Below are 15,635 nucleotides of genomic sequence, written 5' to 3'. Positions count from 1 at the left end.
GCTCAGTCCTCGGTGCGGCGATCACCCGGTCGCCACAGCACGACCTCGGTCGACCGGCGGATGCGGCGGCCGGACGCCATGGGAATGACACCGCTCGCTCCGGCGGCGAACACGCGCACGCCTGGACGGTTCTCGCGCTCGGCGCGCAACGCGCTCTCGAGATCCAGGACGCGTCGGCGCAGCATCCGCACCTCGTCCTCCAGGTGCAGCAGGCGCGAGATCGCCGGCAGGCTCATGCCCTCGCCGGACAGTCGGGCGACCTCACGCAGCTGCTGCACGTTGCGCGCCGAATAGCGCCGCGACCCGCCCCTGGTACGACCGGGGACGACGAGTCCGATCCGGTCGTACTGGCGCAGGGTCTGCGGATGCATGCCGGCGAGCTCGGCGGCGACGGCGATCGCGAACACCGGAGCGTCGTCATCATCGGGGGACATCGCCATCACCTCCTGGGGTTTCTTATCGGTTACTGCGTTTCGACTCGCTGCGCTCGCTCAACGAGCGAGGGGTGAACGAGCGAGGGGCGGGTCAGCCGCGCGCCTTGGCCATCAGGTCGGCGCGCGGGTTCTCCTTCGGCTCGGCGGCGGCGAACGCCTCGAGCGCTGCGCGAGCCGCGTCGTCGAGGTGCGACGGGACCGCGACCTGCAGTTCGGCCAACAGGTCGCCGGTGCCCTTGCTGCTCGTGATGCCGCGACCCTTGACGCGCAGGACACGTCCGGACGGCGTGCCGGGGGCGACCCGCAGCTTCACGGTGTCGCCGGCGAGCGTCGGCACCTCGATCGTCGCGCCGAGCGTCGCCTCGGTGAACGTCACAGGCACCGTGATGCGGAGATTCAGCCCGTCGCGCGTGAACACGGGGTGCGGACGCACGGCGATGCTCACGACGATGTCGCCGTTCTCCCCACCGTCGGGCGAGGGCCGACCGCGACCGCGCAGACGGATCTTCTGCCCGTCGGCGACCCCGGCCGGGATCTTCACCTTGAACGGCTTGCCGTCCTCGCCCTGCAGCGTGATGGTCTCGCCCTGCGCTGCGGTGACGAAGTCGAGGGTCGTCCGCGCGGTCACGTCGTTGCCGCGCTGCGGACCACCGAAGCCGCGGTAGCCGCCGGAGGTCTGACCGAAGCGCCCTGAGCCGAACGAGCCGCCCTGGCCCTGGTTGAACATCGCGAAGATGTCCTCGAAGTCGGCGGACGACTGCCCGCGCTGCCCGAACCGGCTGAAGACGTCCTCGAAGCCCCCTGCACCGGCGCCTGACGCCGTGAAGCGCGCACCGGAGCCCATGGCGCGGATCTCGTCATACTCCTTGCGCTGCTCGGCGTCGGAGAGCACCGAGTAGGCCTCGCTGATCTCCTTGAACGTCGCCTCGGCCGCGGCATCCCCCGGGTTGGAATCGGGGTGATACTTGCGGGCGAGTTTGCGGTAGGTCTTCTTCAGCTCCGCGTCGCTGACGTCCTTCGAGACGCCCAGCGTCTTGTAGAAGTCCTTGTCGAACCAGTCCTGGCTTGCCATCGGACCCCTACTCCGCCGGAACGGCGACGACGACCTTCGCCGGACGCAGTTCGACATCGCCCAGGCGGTAGCCCACCTCGACGACCTCGAGCACAGTGGTCTTCTCCGCTCCTGGCGTCGGCTGCTGGAAGATCGCCTCGTGGTGCTGCGGGTCGAACTCGTCGCCCTTCTCGCCGTACGAGACGACGCCGAGGCGCTCCACGACCGTGCGCACCTTCTCGGCGATCACCGCGAACGGCGTGCCGTCGACCAGGTCGCCGTGCTGCTGGGCGCGGTCGAGGTCGTCGAGCACGGGGATGAGGCCCTTGGCGGCCTCGCCCTTGGCGCGGTCGATCTCGACCTGGCGCTGCTCTTCGGTGCGCCGACGGTAGTTCGCGTACTCCGCCTGCAGACGCTTGAGGTCGTTCAGCAGTGCGGATTCGAGGTCGGCCAGCACGGCGTCCTCCGCCGCTGCCTCCCCGGTCTGCGCGGCGCCGAGGATGTCCTCGACGGTCAGGTCGTCCGCGGGAGACGCATCGGAGCCCTCAGCGGCCGCGGCCTCTGCCGAATCCGGGTTCTCCTGCGGCTCGGGGCCGGATGCCGCAGCATCCGACCCCTCGCCGTCGGGACGAACCTCGTCGTTGTCGTCGAAGTTCTTGTCCGTCATGGTTACTTCTTCTCTTCGTCCTCGTCGATGACCTCGGCGTCGATGACGTCCTCGTCGGAGGAGGCGTCACCGGCGGGGGCGTCGCCCTCGGCCGAGGTGCCGGCGGAAGCGCCGGCATCCGCCTGGCTCTGGGCGTAGATCGCCTCGCCCAGCTTGCCCTGCGACTCGTTGAGCTTGTCGAACGCGACCTTGACCGCGTCGTCGTCCTCGCCGGCCAGAGCCGTCTTCAGGGCGTCGACGTCGGCCTGGACCGAGTCCTTCACGTCGGCGGGGAGCTTGTCCTCGTTGTCCTTGATGAGCTTCTCGATCGAATAGGCGAGAGTCTCGGCCTGGTTGCGCTGCTCGAGAGCCTCGGCGCGACGCTTGTCGTCCGCCGCGTTCTCCTCGGCCTCGCGCACCATGCGCTCGATGTCGTCCTTCGACAGCGACGAGCCGCCGGTGATCGTCATCGACTGCTCCTTGCCGGTGCCCTTGTCCTTGGCGGACACGTGCACGATGCCGTTCGCGTCGATGTCGAACGTGACCTCGATCTGCGGGATGCCGCGCGGGGCCGGCGCGATGCCGGTGAGCTCGAACGTCCCCAGCGGCTTGTTGTCGCGGGTGAACTCGCGCTCGCCCTGGAAGACCTGGATCGCGACGGAGGGCTGGTTGTCGTCCGCCGTGGTGAAGGTCTCGCTGCGCTTGGTCGGGATCGCGGTGTTGCGGTCGATGAGCTTGGTCATGCGGCCGCCCTTGGTCTCGATGCCGAGGCTCAGCGGGGTGACGTCGATGAGCAGCACGTCCTTGCGCTCACCCTTGAGGACACCGGCCTGCAGGGCGGCGCCGACGGCGACGACCTCGTCCGGGTTCACACCCTTGTTGGCCTCCTTGCCGGTCTCGCGCTTGACGAGCTCGGCGACGGCGGGCATACGCGTGGAGCCACCGACCAGCACGACGTGGTCGATGTCGGCGACCTTGATGCCGGCTTCGCGGATGACGTCCTCGAACGGCTTCTTCGTGCGGTCGAGGAGGTCCTTGGTGAGGTCCTCGAACTTCGCGCGGGTGATCGTCTCGGAAAGCGACACCGGGCCGGACTCGGTCAGCGACAGGTACGGCAGGTTGATGCTGGTGCTCGTCGAGCTGGAGAGCTCCTTCTTCGCCTGCTCCGCCGCCTCCTTGAGACGCTGCAGAGCGATCTTGTCGCCCGAGACGTCGACGCCGGAGGTCTCCTTGAACTGCTTGATCAGGTGGTCGACCAGACGCTGGTCCCAGTCGTCGCCGCCGAGGCGGTTGTCACCCGCGGTGGAGCGGACCTGGATCGTGGAGAAGTCGTCATCCTTGCCCACCTCGAGCAGGGAGACGTCGAACGTTCCGCCACCGAGGTCGAAGACGAGGATGAGCTCGTCCTCCTTGCCCCGGTCGAGGCCGTACGCGAGAGCGGCGGCGGTGGGCTCGTTGATGATGCGCAGGACGTTCAGTCCCGAGATCTCACCGGCCTCCTTGGTGGCCTGACGCTCGGCGTCGTTGAAGTACGCGGGGACGGTGATGACGGCATCCGTCACGGTGTCGCCCAGGTACGACTCGGCGTCGCGCTTGAGCTTCTGGAGGATGCGCGCGGAGATCTCCTGCGGCGTCCACTTCTTGCCGTCCACGTCGAACGACCAGTCGGTGCCGACGTGGCGCTTGACGGAAGCGACGGTGCGGTCGACGTTCGTGACGGCCTGGCGCTTGGCGGTCTCACCGACGAGCACCTCGCCGTCCTTCGTGAACGCGACGACCGAGGGTGTCGTGCGGAAGCCCTCGGCGTTGGCGATGACCTTCGGCTCGCCACCTTCGAGGACGCTGACGACGGAGTTCGTCGTACCGAGGTCGATTCCAACAGCACGTGCCATGTGTTTCTCCTTCTTGTTGCTGAAGCCTGATGGGAAATCCGGGGCGACCAGGAAAACCTGAGTCGCGATGACTCAACTGTACCTCGAGGGTCGGATGCTGTCAAACAAAGTTGATACGAGTTCACTCAAGTTTTACCCTCCACCCTCCGGAACAGGCGCATTAGACCGCATCAGGCGGCACTCGTGCCCTCTGTGTCGCCATGTTTCGTCCACTGACGTCATGTGTCACCCCTGCGTGACGAATGCGCGCGATCTCGCCAGAGTTGTGCAACGCCATCTCCGACGAGCAGTGCAGAGAGCATTCCCATGACCACGCCCCAGCAGACCCCGATCCGCGGTGCACGCACGCGCACGAACCGCACGCCGACGAAACCGCACGGCCAGTGGCTCGTCGACGGCACGGAGCCGCTCAACGGCAACGAGGAGTTCAAGCTGGCGGACAACGGACTCAACGTCCGCGAGCGCATCGAGAACGAGTACGCCAAGGGCGGCTTCGCGTCGATCGACCCGACCGACCTGCACGGACGCTTCCGCTGGTGGGGGCTCTACACGCAGCGCAAGCCGGGGATCGACGGCGGCCGCACCGCGCAGCTCGAGCCGCACGAGCTCGAGGACGAGTACTTCATGCTGCGCGTCCGCATCGACGGCGGCCAGCTCACCACGCACCAGCTGCGCGTGATCGGCGAGATCTCCACCGAGTTCGCCCGTGACAGCGCAGACCTCACCGACCGGCAGAACGTCCAGCTGCACTGGATCCGCGTCGAGGACGTCCCCGAGATCTGGCGCCGCCTGGAAGAGGTCGGCCTCAGCACCACCGAGGCGTGCGGCGACGTGCCCCGCGTCATCCTGGGCTCCCCGGTCGCCGGCATCGCCGCGGACGAGCTCATCGACCCGACGCCGCAGATCCAGGAGATCGCGGAGCGCTTCATCGGCGACCCGACCCTCGCGAACCTGCCGCGCAAGTACAAGACCGCGATCACGGGGCACCCCAGCCAGGACGTCGTGCACGAGATCAACGACTGCGCGTTCGTCGCCGTCGAGCACCCGGAACTCGGCATCGGATACGACCTGTGGGTCGCCGGTGCGCTCTCGGTCGTCCCCCGTCTCGGCGAGCGCCTCGGCGTGTTCGTCGCCCCCGAACGGGTGGCCGAGGTGTGGCACGGCGTCACGCAGATCTTCCGCGACTACGGATACCGGCGGCTGCGCAACAAGGCGCGCCTGAAGTTCCTGCTCGCCGACTGGGGCACCGAGAAGTTCCGCAACGTGCTCGAGACCGAATACCTCGACAGCCCCCTCCCGGACGGTCCGGCCGCCCCGACCCCGACGACGATCGGCGACCACGTGGGCATCCACGAACAGAAGGACGGCCGGTTCTACGTCGGTGCCGCGCCGCTCGTCGGCCGCGTCTCCGGCAGCACGCTCACCGCCCTCGCCGACCTGGCCGAGGTGCACGGCTCGCAGCGTGTGCGCACCACGCCGTACCAGAAGCTGCTCGTGCTGGACATCCCCGAGTCCGAGGTCGACGGCCTCGTCGCCGGCCTCGACGCGCTCGGCCTGTCGGCCCGCCCGAGCCTGTTCCGCCGCGGCACGATCGCCTGCACCGGCATCGAGTACTGCAAGCTCGCGATCGTCGAGACCAAGGCGAACGCGGCGAACGCCATCGAGCAGCTCGAGGAGCGCCTCGGTGCGCTCGAGCCCGAGATCGGCCGGCCGATCACGTTGCACGTGAACGGCTGCCCGAACTCCTGCGCCCGCATCCAGATCGCCGACATCGGTTTGAAGGGCCAGCTCGTCTCGATCGACGGCGAGCAGGTCCCCGGCTACCAGGTGCACCTCGGCGGCGGTCTCGCCGGCGTCGACCGCGCCGAGGCAGGGCTCGGCCGCACCGTCCGCGGTCTGAAGGTCGCGGCCGACGGCATCGCCGACTACGCCGAGCGCGTCATCCGCCGCTACCTCGCCGACCGCACCGAGGGCGAGAGCTTCGCACAGTGGGCGCACCGCGCCGAAGAGGAGGCGCTGCAATGAGCGTCAGCCTCGCCCCCCGCATCCGCACCAAGCGCACCCCCGAGGAGCTCTCGGCCCTCGCCGAGCAGGGCAACGCCGAGCTCGGCAGCCTGACCGACCACGAGGCGTCGGCCGCCGAGGTCGTCGCCTGGGTCGCCCGCAACTTCGGAGCGGATGCCGCGGCCGTCGCCTGTTCGATGGCTGACGCCGCGCTGCCCCACCTCGTGGCGGAGCAGCTGCCCGGTGTCGACGTGCTCTTCCTGGACACCGGCTACCACTTCACCGAGACCTACGCGACGCGCGACGAGGTCCAGCGGGCGCTGGATGTGCGGATCGTCGACGTCACGCCGGACCAGACGGTGACCGAACAGGATGCCGAGTTCGGCGCCAAGCTGTTCGAACGCGACCCGGCGCTGTGCTGCGCCCGCCGCAAGGTCGCCCCGCTGCAGGATGCGCTGGGCGGGTACGAACTGTGGTTCACGGGCGTGCGCCGCGACGAGGCGCCGACCCGCACGAACACGCCCCTGGTCACGTGGGACGAGCGCAACGGCCTGGTGAAGGTGAACCCGGTCGCCGCGTGGAGCTTCGACGACGTGCTGGCGTACGCCGCAGAGCACAAGGCCCCCGTGAACCTGCTGGTGAACTTCGGCTACCCGTCGATCGGCTGCGAGCCGTGCACCAAGCAGGTCGCCCCCGGTGAAGACCCCCGTTCCGGCCGCTGGGCCGGCCAGGCGAAGACAGAATGCGGGCTCCACGTATGACGATCGACACGACCGCCCCCGCGACGAGCCTCACCGCGCTCGACCAGCTCGAAGCCGAGGCCATCCACATCATCCGCGAGGTGGTCGCCGAGTTCGAGCGCCCCGTGCTGCTGTTCTCGGGCGGCAAGGACTCGGTGCTCGTCCTGCACCTCGCCACCAAGGCGTTCGCACCGGGACGCGTGCCGTTCCCTGTGCTGCACGTCGACACCGGACACAACTTCCCCGAGGTGATCGCGTTCCGCGACGAGACCGTCGCCCGGCTCGGTCTGACGCTCGAGGTCGCGAGCGTGCAGGACTACATCGACGACGGCCGTCTCACCGAGCGTCCAGACGGCACCCGCAACACGCTGCAGACGCAGCCGCTGCTGGACGCGATCGCGGCCGGCAAGCACGACGCCGTCTTCGGCGGTGCGCGCCGCGACGAGGACAAGGCCCGCGCCAAGGAGCGCATCATCTCGCTCCGGGACGAGTTCGGCCAGTGGGACCCGCGCAACCAGCGCCCCGAGCTGTGGAGCCTGTACAACGGCCGCCACCTCCCCGGTCAGCACGTGCGCGCGTTCCCGATCTCGAACTGGACCGAGCTCGACGTCTGGCGCTACATCGAGCGCGAGAACATCGCGCTGCCGCCGCTGTACTACGCGCAGGAGCGCGAGGTCTTCCGCCGCGACAACATGTGGTGGGCCGTGGGCGAGTTCGCCCAGCCATCGAAGGGCGAAGAGATCGAGCGCCGCGTCGTCCGCTACCGGACGGTCGGCGACATGAGCTGCACCGGCGCCGTCGAATCGGATGCCGTCGACACGGCATCCGTCGTCGCCGAGGTCGCGCGGTCGACGCTCACCGAGCGCGGCGCCACCCGAGCGGACGATCGCATCAGCGAAGCCGCCATGGAGGACCGCAAGAAGGACGGGTACTTCTGATGACGACTCTTCTCCAGGAGCAGACACTGTTCCGATTCGCGACGGCCGGGTCCGTCGACGACGGCAAGTCGACTCTGGTCGGCCGGCTGCTGCACGATGCCAAGGCGATCCTCGCCGACCAGCTCGAGCAGGTCGCCTCGACCTCGCGTGCGCGCGGCTTCGCGCACGGCGAATTCGACTTCGCGCTGCTCACCGACGGCCTCCGAGCCGAGCGCGAGCAGGGCATCACGATCGACGTCGCGTACCGCTACTTCGCCACCGATCAGCGCAGCTTCGTGCTCGCGGACTGCCCCGGCCACGTGCAGTACACGCGGAACATGGTCACCGGCTCCGCCACGGCGGACGCGGTGATCGTGCTGGTCGACGCGCGCAAGGGCGTCGTCGAGCAGACCCGCCGGCACCTCGCCGTCGTCTCGCTGCTGCGCGTGCAGCATGTGATCATCGCGGTCAACAAGATCGACCTCACCGGCTACGACGAGGACCGCTTCGTCGAGATCGAGCTCGAGGCCGAGCGAGTCGCCGAGCAGCTCGGGCTGTCCGGCATCCACGTCCTGCCGGTGTCGGCGCTGGAAGGCGACAACGTCGTCGATCGATCGCCGCAGACGCCCTGGTACGCCGGTCCGACCCTGATCGAGCTGCTCGAGACGCTCCCGACGCAGGAGGAGACGGAGTCGGCCGATGCCGCGTTCCGCCTTCCCGTGCAGATCGTGCTGCGCCCTCAGGGCGGTCTCGATCCCCGCATCCCGGCCTCCGAAGCGGAGCGCTACCGCGACTTCCGCGGCTTCGCCGGGCGCGTGTCCTCCGGGACCGTCCGCGTCGGCGACCCCGTCGAGGTGCTGCCCGGCGGTCACGAGACGGTCATCACCGGCATCCAGGTCGCAGGTCACGATGCCGAGTCCGCGACGGCAGCGCAGTCGATCTCGGTGACTCTCGCCGACGAGGTGGATGCCGCACGCGGCGCCGTCATCGCCTCGGCAGGCACCGCGCCGCAGTCCCGTCGCGAGGCCGTCGTGGAGCTCTTCCAGCTCGATCCGCGTGCGACCGCCCCCGGCGCCAAGGTGCTGGTCAAGCACGGCACGTCGACCGTGCAGGCACTGGTCGCCGAGGTCATCGACCGCCGCGACCTCGAGACCCTCGCGCACGAGGACGCCGAGCGCCTCTCCGTGAACGAGATCGGACGCGTGCGACTGCGCTTCGCCGCCGATCTGCCGCTCGAGCCGTACGCGGTCAACCGCGCGTCCGGTTCGCTGCTGCTCATCCACCCCGTCGACGGGGCGACGCTCGCCGCCGCCACCGTCGTCGACTGAACCTGCACCACCCCTCACCGTCTAAGGAGGCGAAACCGTGAAGATCACCCGCAAGACCACCGCTCTCACAGCTCTAGGACTCGGGGCCATGATGCTGGCCGGCTGCGCTTCCGCCGCCCCCGGCGCTGATGCCGCGCCAGAGCCCGTCGACGAGGTCCGCCTCGGGTACTTCGCCAACGTCACCCACGCACCGGCTCTGGTCGGCGTCGAGGAGGGGCTGTTCACCGACGCGCTGGGCGAGGACATCGAGCTGAAGACCGAGATCTTCAACGCCGGCCCCGCCGCGATCGAGGCGCTCTCGGCCGGCGCGATCGACGCCACCTACATCGGCCCGAACCCGTCGATCAACACGTTCATCCAGTCCGGTGGACAATCGGCGCACATCATCGCCGGCGCCACCTCTGGCGGAGCGGCGCTCGTCGTCCGAGACGGCATCGACGATGTCGCCGACCTCGAGGGTGCGAACATCGCCAGCCCTCAGCTGGGCAACACGCAGGACGTCGCGCTGCGCAGCTGGCTCGCCGACGAGGGCTTCGAGACCTCGACTTCCGGCGGCGGCGACGTCACGATCACTCCGACCGAGAACGCCCAGACGCTGACCCTGTTCCAGCAGGGCGAGGTCGACGGCGCGTGGCTGCCCGAGCCGTGGGTGTCTCGTCTGGTCGTGGATGCCGGGGCACACGTGCTCGTGGACGAAGCCGATCTGTGGGAGGACGGCGCGTTCCCGACGACCGTGCTGCTGGTCCGCGCCGAGTTCGCCGAGGAGCATCCCGACGTGGTCGAGAAGCTCCTCGAGGGCCACATCGCCTCAGTCGCGTGGCTCGACGAGAACGCCGCCGAGGCACCCGAGGTCATCAACGCGGCGCTGACGGATGCCACGGGCAAGGGGCTCTCCGACGAGGTGCTGACCCGCGCTCTCGAGAATGTGACCTTCACGGTCGACCCGCACGCCGAGACCTTCGAGACGCTCGTCGAAGACGGCCTCGCTGCCGGCACCCAGAAGGACGGCTCGATCGAGGGCCTGTTCGACCTGACCGCACTGAACGCGCTGCTCGAGAGCGACGGCCAGGAGCCGGTCTCCGCCAGCGGCCTCGGAGACGAGTGATGACGGCGCCGGCGGGGCGGACCCGCGCAGACGACACCTCGCGTTCGCACGCGGGTGCCTCCTCGCTGGCGCCCAGCTTCGACGGGGTCGCGCCGGTCGCCCCGGCATCCGCACCGGTCGAGCCGATCGTACGGATCGACCACGTCTCCAAGCGGTTCGGGTCGGGCCCCCTGGTCCTCGACGACATCTCTCTCGACATCGCCCCCGGCGAGTTCGTGTGTCTGCTCGGGGCATCCGGATGCGGCAAGTCGACGCTGCTGAACCTCATCGCCGGTCTCGAGCCGGTGACCAGCGGCTCGATCTCGGTGCCGAGCACGGGAGCTGCCGTGATGTTCCAGGAGTCGGCCCTGATGCCATGGCTGACCGCCAGGCGCAACGTCGAGCTCGCACTGCGCCTGCGCGGCGTCCCCCGGTCCGAACGCCGCGAGGAGGCGCTGCGCCTGCTGGGCACCGTGAACCTCGCGGATGCCGGGGACAAGCGCCCGCACGAGCTCTCCGGCGGCATGCGCCAGCGCGTCGCCCTGGCGCGTGCGCTCGCGCAGGATCGGTCGGTGCTGCTGATGGACGAGCCGTTCGCGGCGCTCGACGCCATCACCCGCGACCTGCTGCACGAAGAGCTCGAGCGCGTCTGGCGCGCCACCGGGCGCACCATCGTGTTCGTGACCCACAACGTGCGCGAGGCCGCCCGCCTCGGTCAGCGCGTCATCCTGCTCTCCAGCCGACCCGGCCGGATCGCCAGGGAATGGAAGCTCGGCGGGACCGCTGGGCGCCGCATCGAATCGCCGGAGGTCTCGGCGCTCGCCGCCGAGATCACCACCGAGCTGCGCGAGGAGATCCGACGCAATGCCGCTTGAGACTGTGAAGACCCCCGTCGCGTCCGGGACGGACGAACTCGACACGCTGTCGGCCGGCCTCGACCGCCTGCAGAGCGAAGAGGATCAGCGATCGTCCGCCTGGCGCACGATCGTCGGCAAGGTGCTTCCGCCCGTCGCCCTGCTCATCGTGCTGCTGAGCGCCTGGCAGCTGTACGTCGTGATCGCCCAGCCGCGACCCGACCTCTCGCCCGGGCCTCTGCAGGTCGCCGCCGCGCTCGGCGACGCCTGGGAATCAGGGCGCCTGCAGGAGGCCGTCGCCACGAGCCTCGAACGGGGCATCCTCGGCTTCCTCATCGCGATCGCGGTCGGCACACCGCTCGGGATGCTGCTGGCCGAATGGAAGGTGCTCCGCCGCGCCGCCGGCCCGCTCATCTCGGGCCTGCAGGTGCTGCCGTCCGTCGCCTGGGTGCCCGCCGCCATCATCTGGTTCGGACTCAGCGACGCCACCGTCTACTTCGTGATTTTGATGGGTGCGATCCCGTCGATCGTCAACGGCCTGCTCTCCGGCATCGACCAGGTGCCGCCGCAACTGCGCCGTGCCGGTGTCGTGCTGGGCGCGAGCCGCTGGCAACTGGCCACAGCCGTGATCCTCCCCGCGGCTCTTCCGGGGTACCTCGCGGGCCTCAAGCAGGGCTGGGCGTTCTCGTGGCGATCGCTGATGGCTGCCGAGATCATCGCGTTCGGCGGGTCGATGGGGTTCGGACTCGGGTCGATGCTGCAGCAGTCCCGCGAGTTGGCGGACCTCGCCGGTGTCCTCGGCACGATCCTGCTGATCCTCGCGATCGGCATCCTCATCGAGCTCGTCCTGTTCGGGCCGCTGGAGCGGCGCCTGCTGCGCAGCCGCGGACTCGCCCCCGGAGGTGCCCGATGACCGGTCTCGTCACCCTCGTCGGCGCCGGCCCGGGGGATGCCGGGCTCCTGACGCTGCGCGGACTCCGCGCCCTGCAGGAGGCGCACGTCATCGTCGCCGACCGGCTCGGCGCCCGTTCCGTGCTGGATCAGCTGGCGGCAGAGGGCGTCGTCCTCACCGCCGAGGTCATCGACGTCGGCAAGCTCCCCGGTCACCACAAGGTGTCCCAGGACGGCATCAACGCGCTGCTCGTGCAGCTCGCCACCGGGGGAAAGCGCGTCGTCCGCCTCAAGGGCGGCGATCCGTTCGTGTTCGGACGCGGCCGCGAAGAGCAGCTGTTCTGCGAGCAGGCCGGCGTGGCGGTCGAGGTCGTCCCCGGAGTGACCAGTGCCGTCTCGGTCCCGGCTGTCGCCGGCATCCCGCTGACGCACCGCGGCGTCTCGACGTCCTTCACCGTCGTCAGCGCGCACGACCAGATCGAGCGGCTCCCCGGCGGCGCCGACCACACGGTCGTGCTGCTGATGGGCGTGAACACGCTCGGCCACTCGGCGCACGTGCTTGCCGCCGGCGCCCGCGGGGCGGACTGCCCTGTGGCGATCATCGAGGACGGCTACGGAACGCACGAGCGGGTCACGGTCGGCACGCTCGGCACGATCGCGCACCTCGCCGCCACCCGCCAGGTGCGATCCCCGGCCGTGGTCGTCGTCGGCGATGTCGTCCGGCTCAGCCCGCACGCGGCATCCCTTCCGGCATCCGAACCTGCCCCGACCCCCCGCGCCCGCTGGTTCGAGGCGATGGATGCCGGACTCGCCGTCGACACCGGCCTCAGCCGGGCGATCGACAGCACTCTCGACTACGTGATCTGACCCCGTTCGCACGCTCCGCGGAGCGGCACCCCGAAAGGCCATGCCCATGTCCTCCTCCCCTCTCGCCCTGCGCGTCGCGATCGTCGGCGCCGGACCCGCCGGGATCTACGCCGGCAACCTCCTGGCGAACGCCGTCCGCGACCGCGGCGGCCGTGTCGAGATCGACCTGTTCGAGTCGCTCCCGGCGCCGTACGGCCTGATCCGCTACGGCGTCGCTCCCGACCACCCGCGCATCAAGGGCATCGTGAACTCGCTGCACGAGATGCTCGACGCGTTCCCCGCGGCATCCGAGGGCGAGGGCGAGGCGGAGCCGGCCGCGCGCCGCACGATCCGCTTCATCGGCAACGTCGAGGTGGGCCGCGACATCGCCCTGGACGAGCTGCGCGAGCGCTACCACGCCGTGATCCTCGCGACGGGTGCGATCCGCGACGCCGCCCTCGACATCCCCGGTGTGGATCTTGCGGGTTCGTACGGCGCCGCCGACTTCGTCGCGTGGTTCGACGGCCACCCGGATGTCGCGCGCACTTGGCCGCTCGAGGCCCGCGAGGTCGCCGTGATCGGAAACGGCAACGTCGCGCTCGACGTCGCCCGCGTGCTCGCCAAGCACGCCGTCGACCTGCGATCCACCGAGATCCCCGACAACGTGCTGGCCGGGCTCGAGGCGTCCGCCGTCACCGACGTGCACGTCTTCGGACGCCGCGGACCCGCCGACATCAAATTCACCCCGATCGAGCTCCGCGAACTCGGCGAGGTCCGCGATGTCGACATCGTGCTGCACGACGAGGACTTCGACGGGGTCGACCCGACCACGGCATCCAACAACCAGCTCAAGGTCATGCTGCGCACGCTGAACGGCTGGCGCGACCGCCCCGCCGGCACGGCCTCGCGCCGCCTGCACCTGCACTTCTGGCACGCGCCGGTGTCGATCGAGGGAGACGGCCGGGTCGAGAGCATCCGCTTCGCCCGCACCACGACGGATGCCGACGGCCGCCTCGTCATCACCGACGAGGTCCGCGAGTACCCGATCCAGGCGGTCTACCGCGCCGTCGGTTACTACGGCACGCAGGTGAACGGTGCGCCGTTCGACGCGGCTCGAGGCGTCGTCCCGAACGACGGCGGACGCGTGGACGACGAGGCTGGCCTGTACGCGACCGGCTGGATCAAACGCGGCCCGGTCGGGCTCATCGGCCACACCAAGTCGGACGCTCTCGAAACGATCACGAATCTGGTCGCGGATGCCGAGGCCGGCCTGCTCTCGGCCACCGATGGCCCCGACGTGCTGGACCTCCTCGACGAGCGCGCGACCGAGTACACGACGTGGGACGGCTGGCTCGCCCTCGACGCCCACGAGCGTCACCTCGGCGAGACGCACGAGCACACGCGCGAGCGCGTCAAGGTCGTCCCCCGCGAGGAGCAGGTGGCGGTGTCGCGCGACGGAGCGCTGGTCCCATGACCTACGTCATCGCGCTGCCGTGCGTCGATGTGAAGGATCGTGCCTGCATCGACGAGTGCCCTGTGGACTGCATCTACGAGGGCGAACGCTCGCTCTACATCCACCCGGACGAGTGCGTCGACTGCGGTGCCTGCGAACCGGTCTGCCCGGTGGAGGCGATCTACTACGAGGACGACCTCCCCGAGGAATGGGCCGACTACTACAAGGCGAACGTCGAGTTCTTCGAGGAGATCGGCTCCCCCGGAGGGGCGGCCAAGGTCGGCGTGTACGACTTCGACCATCCGGTCGTCGCCGCTCTTGCGCCGCAGGGTGACGGGCATGACTGACGACTCCTACGACGTGCTCGTGATCGGCGGCGGGCCCGCCGGGCTCTCCGCGGCGCTGAACCTCGGGCGCTCGCTCATGCGCGTGCTCGTGATCGACGCCGATCGTCCGCGCAATGCGGCGACGTTGAACTCGCACGGGTTCCTCACCCGCGACGGCATTCCGCCTCATGAGCTGCGCCGTCTCGCGCGGGAGGAGCTCACGGCCTACCCGAACGTCGAGGTCCGCTCGCGCGTCGTCGTGGCGTCTCTCTCGCGCGAGGACGACGTCTTCGTCGCCGGTATCGGCCGTCGCGAGGCGACCTCCACCGTGACCGCCCGGACCGTGCTGCTCGCGACCGGGCTGCGCGAGACGCTGCCCGATGTCCCGAACCTGCGCGGCTTCTACGGCATGAGCCTGTTCAGCTGCGCGGCGTGCGACGCATGGGATCTGCGCGACCGCCCGCTCGCCCTGATCGGCGAATCAGCGGATCTCGCCGATCGCGCACGGTTGATCGCCCGATGGAGCCCGCAGCTCACCGTGTTCACGAACGGCGCCGACGTCCTCTCGACGGCCGAAGAGGCGGAGCTCGCGGCCGCGGGCATCGGTGTGGCCCGGCATCCGATCGCAGAACTCGTCGGAGAGCGCGGAAGACTCGAGGCCGTCGTCCTCGCCGACGGCACGCGCGTGGAAGTCGACGGCGGATTCGTGCGTCCGGAATGGGACACGAACCTGGCCTTCCTCGACGGTCTGTCCCCCGCCGTCGACGGATCGGGGCACCTCGTGACGGACCGGTCCGGCCGGACGGACGTGCCCGGCCTGTACGCGGCCGGGGATGCCGCGGCCCCCGGCCCTCAGCAGCTCATCGTGGCCGCCGGCGCGGGAGCGCGGGTCGCCGCCGTCATCGTGCACGACGCGATCGGCGTCGCGACCGCGCACTGACCTCTGATCCCTCTCTGCCCCCTCTCGGGAGCGCGTGGTTCACCCGTGCAGGTCGCCGTTCCTGCTGCTCTGACTCGCTCATAGCAGCAGAATTCGCGACCGGAACCGCCGGCGCCTGCGGAGCATCGGCGCGCCCGCGACACGACATATATCCAATATCCAATATGTTGACGCCCGCTACAAAAGGGACTAGACAGGTCGTGTCCTTCTCAATGATGAGAGCGGTCGG

The 15,635-nt window shown here is 69.7% G+C and carries 15 protein-coding genes; 11 read left to right on the top strand and 4 right to left on the bottom strand.

Annotated elements, in window-relative coordinates:
- Positions 1 to 2: 2 nt before the first annotated feature.
- The 4 genes from ACI7YT_RS00950 to dnaK all read right to left on the bottom strand — a co-directional run bounded on the left by ACI7YT_RS00950 (position 3) and on the right by dnaK (position 4,023).
- A complete protein-coding gene (locus ACI7YT_RS00950) occupies positions 3 to 440 on the bottom strand; it encodes a heat shock protein transcriptional repressor HspR (RefSeq protein ID WP_406248326.1) in 438 nt (145 codons plus the stop codon).
- A gap of 85 nt (positions 441 to 525) precedes the next feature.
- Positions 526 to 1,506, bottom strand: a complete 981-nt coding sequence (locus ACI7YT_RS00945; protein ID WP_406248324.1) for a DnaJ C-terminal domain-containing protein — start codon at positions 1,504 to 1,506, stop codon at positions 526 to 528.
- Positions 1,507 to 1,513: 7 nt separating this feature from the next.
- A complete protein-coding gene (locus ACI7YT_RS00940) occupies positions 1,514 to 2,152 on the bottom strand; it encodes a nucleotide exchange factor GrpE (RefSeq protein ID WP_406248322.1) in 639 nt (212 codons plus the stop codon).
- Positions 2,153 to 2,154: 2 nt separating this feature from the next.
- Positions 2,155 to 4,023: a molecular chaperone DnaK gene (dnaK, locus tag ACI7YT_RS00935; protein WP_406248321.1), complete on the bottom strand. Its 1,869-nt coding sequence runs from the start codon at positions 4,021 to 4,023 to the stop codon at positions 2,155 to 2,157.
- Positions 4,024 to 4,329: 306 nt separating this feature from the next.
- On the opposite strand from dnaK, the gene ACI7YT_RS00930 reads away from it, so the two are divergent.
- From ACI7YT_RS00930 to ACI7YT_RS00880, 11 genes are read left to right on the top strand one after another with little or no spacing between them, the layout of a single operon-like run.
- Positions 4,330 to 6,048: a nitrite/sulfite reductase gene (locus ACI7YT_RS00930; RefSeq protein WP_406248319.1), complete on the top strand. Its 1,719-nt coding sequence runs from the start codon at positions 4,330 to 4,332 to the stop codon at positions 6,046 to 6,048.
- Positions 6,045 to 6,788 carry a phosphoadenylyl-sulfate reductase gene (locus ACI7YT_RS00925; protein WP_406248317.1) on the top strand — a complete coding sequence of 248 codons (744 nt, stop codon included), beginning with the start codon at positions 6,045 to 6,047 and terminating at the stop codon, positions 6,786 to 6,788. The genes ACI7YT_RS00930 and ACI7YT_RS00925 overlap by 4 nt, the downstream gene beginning before the upstream one ends.
- Positions 6,785 to 7,705 (top strand): sulfate adenylyltransferase subunit CysD, encoded by a 921-nt coding sequence (cysD, locus tag ACI7YT_RS00920; protein WP_406248315.1) that lies wholly within the window; start codon positions 6,785 to 6,787, stop codon positions 7,703 to 7,705. The genes ACI7YT_RS00925 and cysD overlap by 4 nt, the downstream gene beginning before the upstream one ends.
- The gene (locus ACI7YT_RS00915) at positions 7,705 to 9,012 is read left to right on the top strand and encodes a sulfate adenylyltransferase subunit 1 (protein ID WP_406248313.1); all 1,308 of its coding nucleotides are present in this window, start codon (positions 7,705 to 7,707) and stop codon (positions 9,010 to 9,012) included. Before cysD ends, ACI7YT_RS00915 begins: the two co-directional genes overlap by 1 nt.
- A gap of 37 nt (positions 9,013 to 9,049) precedes the next feature.
- Positions 9,050 to 10,117: an ABC transporter substrate-binding protein gene (locus ACI7YT_RS00910; RefSeq protein WP_406248311.1), complete on the top strand. Its 1,068-nt coding sequence runs from the start codon at positions 9,050 to 9,052 to the stop codon at positions 10,115 to 10,117.
- Positions 10,117 to 10,971 (top strand): ABC transporter ATP-binding protein, encoded by an 855-nt coding sequence (locus ACI7YT_RS00905; protein ID WP_406248309.1) that lies wholly within the window; start codon positions 10,117 to 10,119, stop codon positions 10,969 to 10,971. The genes ACI7YT_RS00910 and ACI7YT_RS00905 overlap by 1 nt, the downstream gene beginning before the upstream one ends.
- A complete protein-coding gene (locus ACI7YT_RS00900; RefSeq protein ID WP_406248308.1) occupies positions 10,961 to 11,863 on the top strand; it encodes an ABC transporter permease in 903 nt (300 codons plus the stop codon). Before ACI7YT_RS00905 ends, ACI7YT_RS00900 begins: the two co-directional genes overlap by 11 nt.
- Positions 11,860 to 12,708 (top strand): uroporphyrinogen-III C-methyltransferase, encoded by an 849-nt coding sequence (gene cobA, locus ACI7YT_RS00895; protein WP_406248306.1) that lies wholly within the window; start codon positions 11,860 to 11,862, stop codon positions 12,706 to 12,708. Before ACI7YT_RS00900 ends, cobA begins: the two co-directional genes overlap by 4 nt.
- 40 nt (positions 12,709 to 12,748) lie before the next feature.
- Positions 12,749 to 14,161, top strand: a complete 1,413-nt coding sequence (locus ACI7YT_RS00890) for an FAD-dependent oxidoreductase (RefSeq protein ID WP_406248304.1) — start codon at positions 12,749 to 12,751, stop codon at positions 14,159 to 14,161.
- Positions 14,158 to 14,487 (top strand): ferredoxin, encoded by a 330-nt coding sequence (gene fdxA / locus ACI7YT_RS00885; protein WP_406248302.1) that lies wholly within the window; start codon positions 14,158 to 14,160, stop codon positions 14,485 to 14,487. Before ACI7YT_RS00890 ends, fdxA begins: the two co-directional genes overlap by 4 nt.
- The gene (locus ACI7YT_RS00880; RefSeq protein ID WP_406248300.1) at positions 14,480 to 15,406 is read left to right on the top strand and encodes an NAD(P)/FAD-dependent oxidoreductase; all 927 of its coding nucleotides are present in this window, start codon (positions 14,480 to 14,482) and stop codon (positions 15,404 to 15,406) included. The genes fdxA and ACI7YT_RS00880 overlap by 8 nt, the downstream gene beginning before the upstream one ends.
- The last annotated feature ends 229 nt before the right edge of the window (positions 15,407 to 15,635 follow it).

It is taken from the genome of Microbacterium sp. M (assembly GCF_045181065.1).
Lineage (GTDB): Bacteria > Actinomycetota > Actinomycetes > Actinomycetales > Microbacteriaceae > Microbacterium.
Note: the sequence above shows the minus strand (reverse complement) of the source record. Positions and strands in the feature narration are given on the sequence as shown.

Coding starts and splice junctions, on each gene's coding strand:
- ACI7YT_RS00950 (WP_406248326.1), bottom strand. CDS start 440: ATGGCGATGTCCCCCGATGATGACGACGCTCCGGTGTTCGCGATCGCC.
- ACI7YT_RS00945 (WP_406248324.1), bottom strand. CDS start 1,506: ATGGCAAGCCAGGACTGGTTCGACAAGGACTTCTACAAGACGCTGGGC.
- ACI7YT_RS00940 (WP_406248322.1), bottom strand. CDS start 2,152: ATGACGGACAAGAACTTCGACGACAACGACGAGGTTCGTCCCGACGGC.
- dnaK (WP_406248321.1), bottom strand. CDS start 4,023: ATGGCACGTGCTGTTGGAATCGACCTCGGTACGACGAACTCCGTCGTC.
- ACI7YT_RS00930 (WP_406248319.1), top strand. CDS start 4,330: ATGACCACGCCCCAGCAGACCCCGATCCGCGGTGCACGCACGCGCACG.
- ACI7YT_RS00925 (WP_406248317.1), top strand. CDS start 6,045: ATGAGCGTCAGCCTCGCCCCCCGCATCCGCACCAAGCGCACCCCCGAG.
- cysD (WP_406248315.1), top strand. CDS start 6,785: ATGACGATCGACACGACCGCCCCCGCGACGAGCCTCACCGCGCTCGAC.
- ACI7YT_RS00915 (WP_406248313.1), top strand. CDS start 7,705: ATGACGACTCTTCTCCAGGAGCAGACACTGTTCCGATTCGCGACGGCC.
- ACI7YT_RS00905 (WP_406248309.1), top strand. CDS start 10,117: ATGACGGCGCCGGCGGGGCGGACCCGCGCAGACGACACCTCGCGTTCG.
- ACI7YT_RS00900 (WP_406248308.1), top strand. CDS start 10,961: ATGCCGCTTGAGACTGTGAAGACCCCCGTCGCGTCCGGGACGGACGAA.
- cobA (WP_406248306.1), top strand. CDS start 11,860: ATGACCGGTCTCGTCACCCTCGTCGGCGCCGGCCCGGGGGATGCCGGG.
- ACI7YT_RS00890 (WP_406248304.1), top strand. CDS start 12,749: ATGCCCATGTCCTCCTCCCCTCTCGCCCTGCGCGTCGCGATCGTCGGC.
- fdxA (WP_406248302.1), top strand. CDS start 14,158: ATGACCTACGTCATCGCGCTGCCGTGCGTCGATGTGAAGGATCGTGCC.
- ACI7YT_RS00880 (WP_406248300.1), top strand. CDS start 14,480: ATGACTGACGACTCCTACGACGTGCTCGTGATCGGCGGCGGGCCCGCC.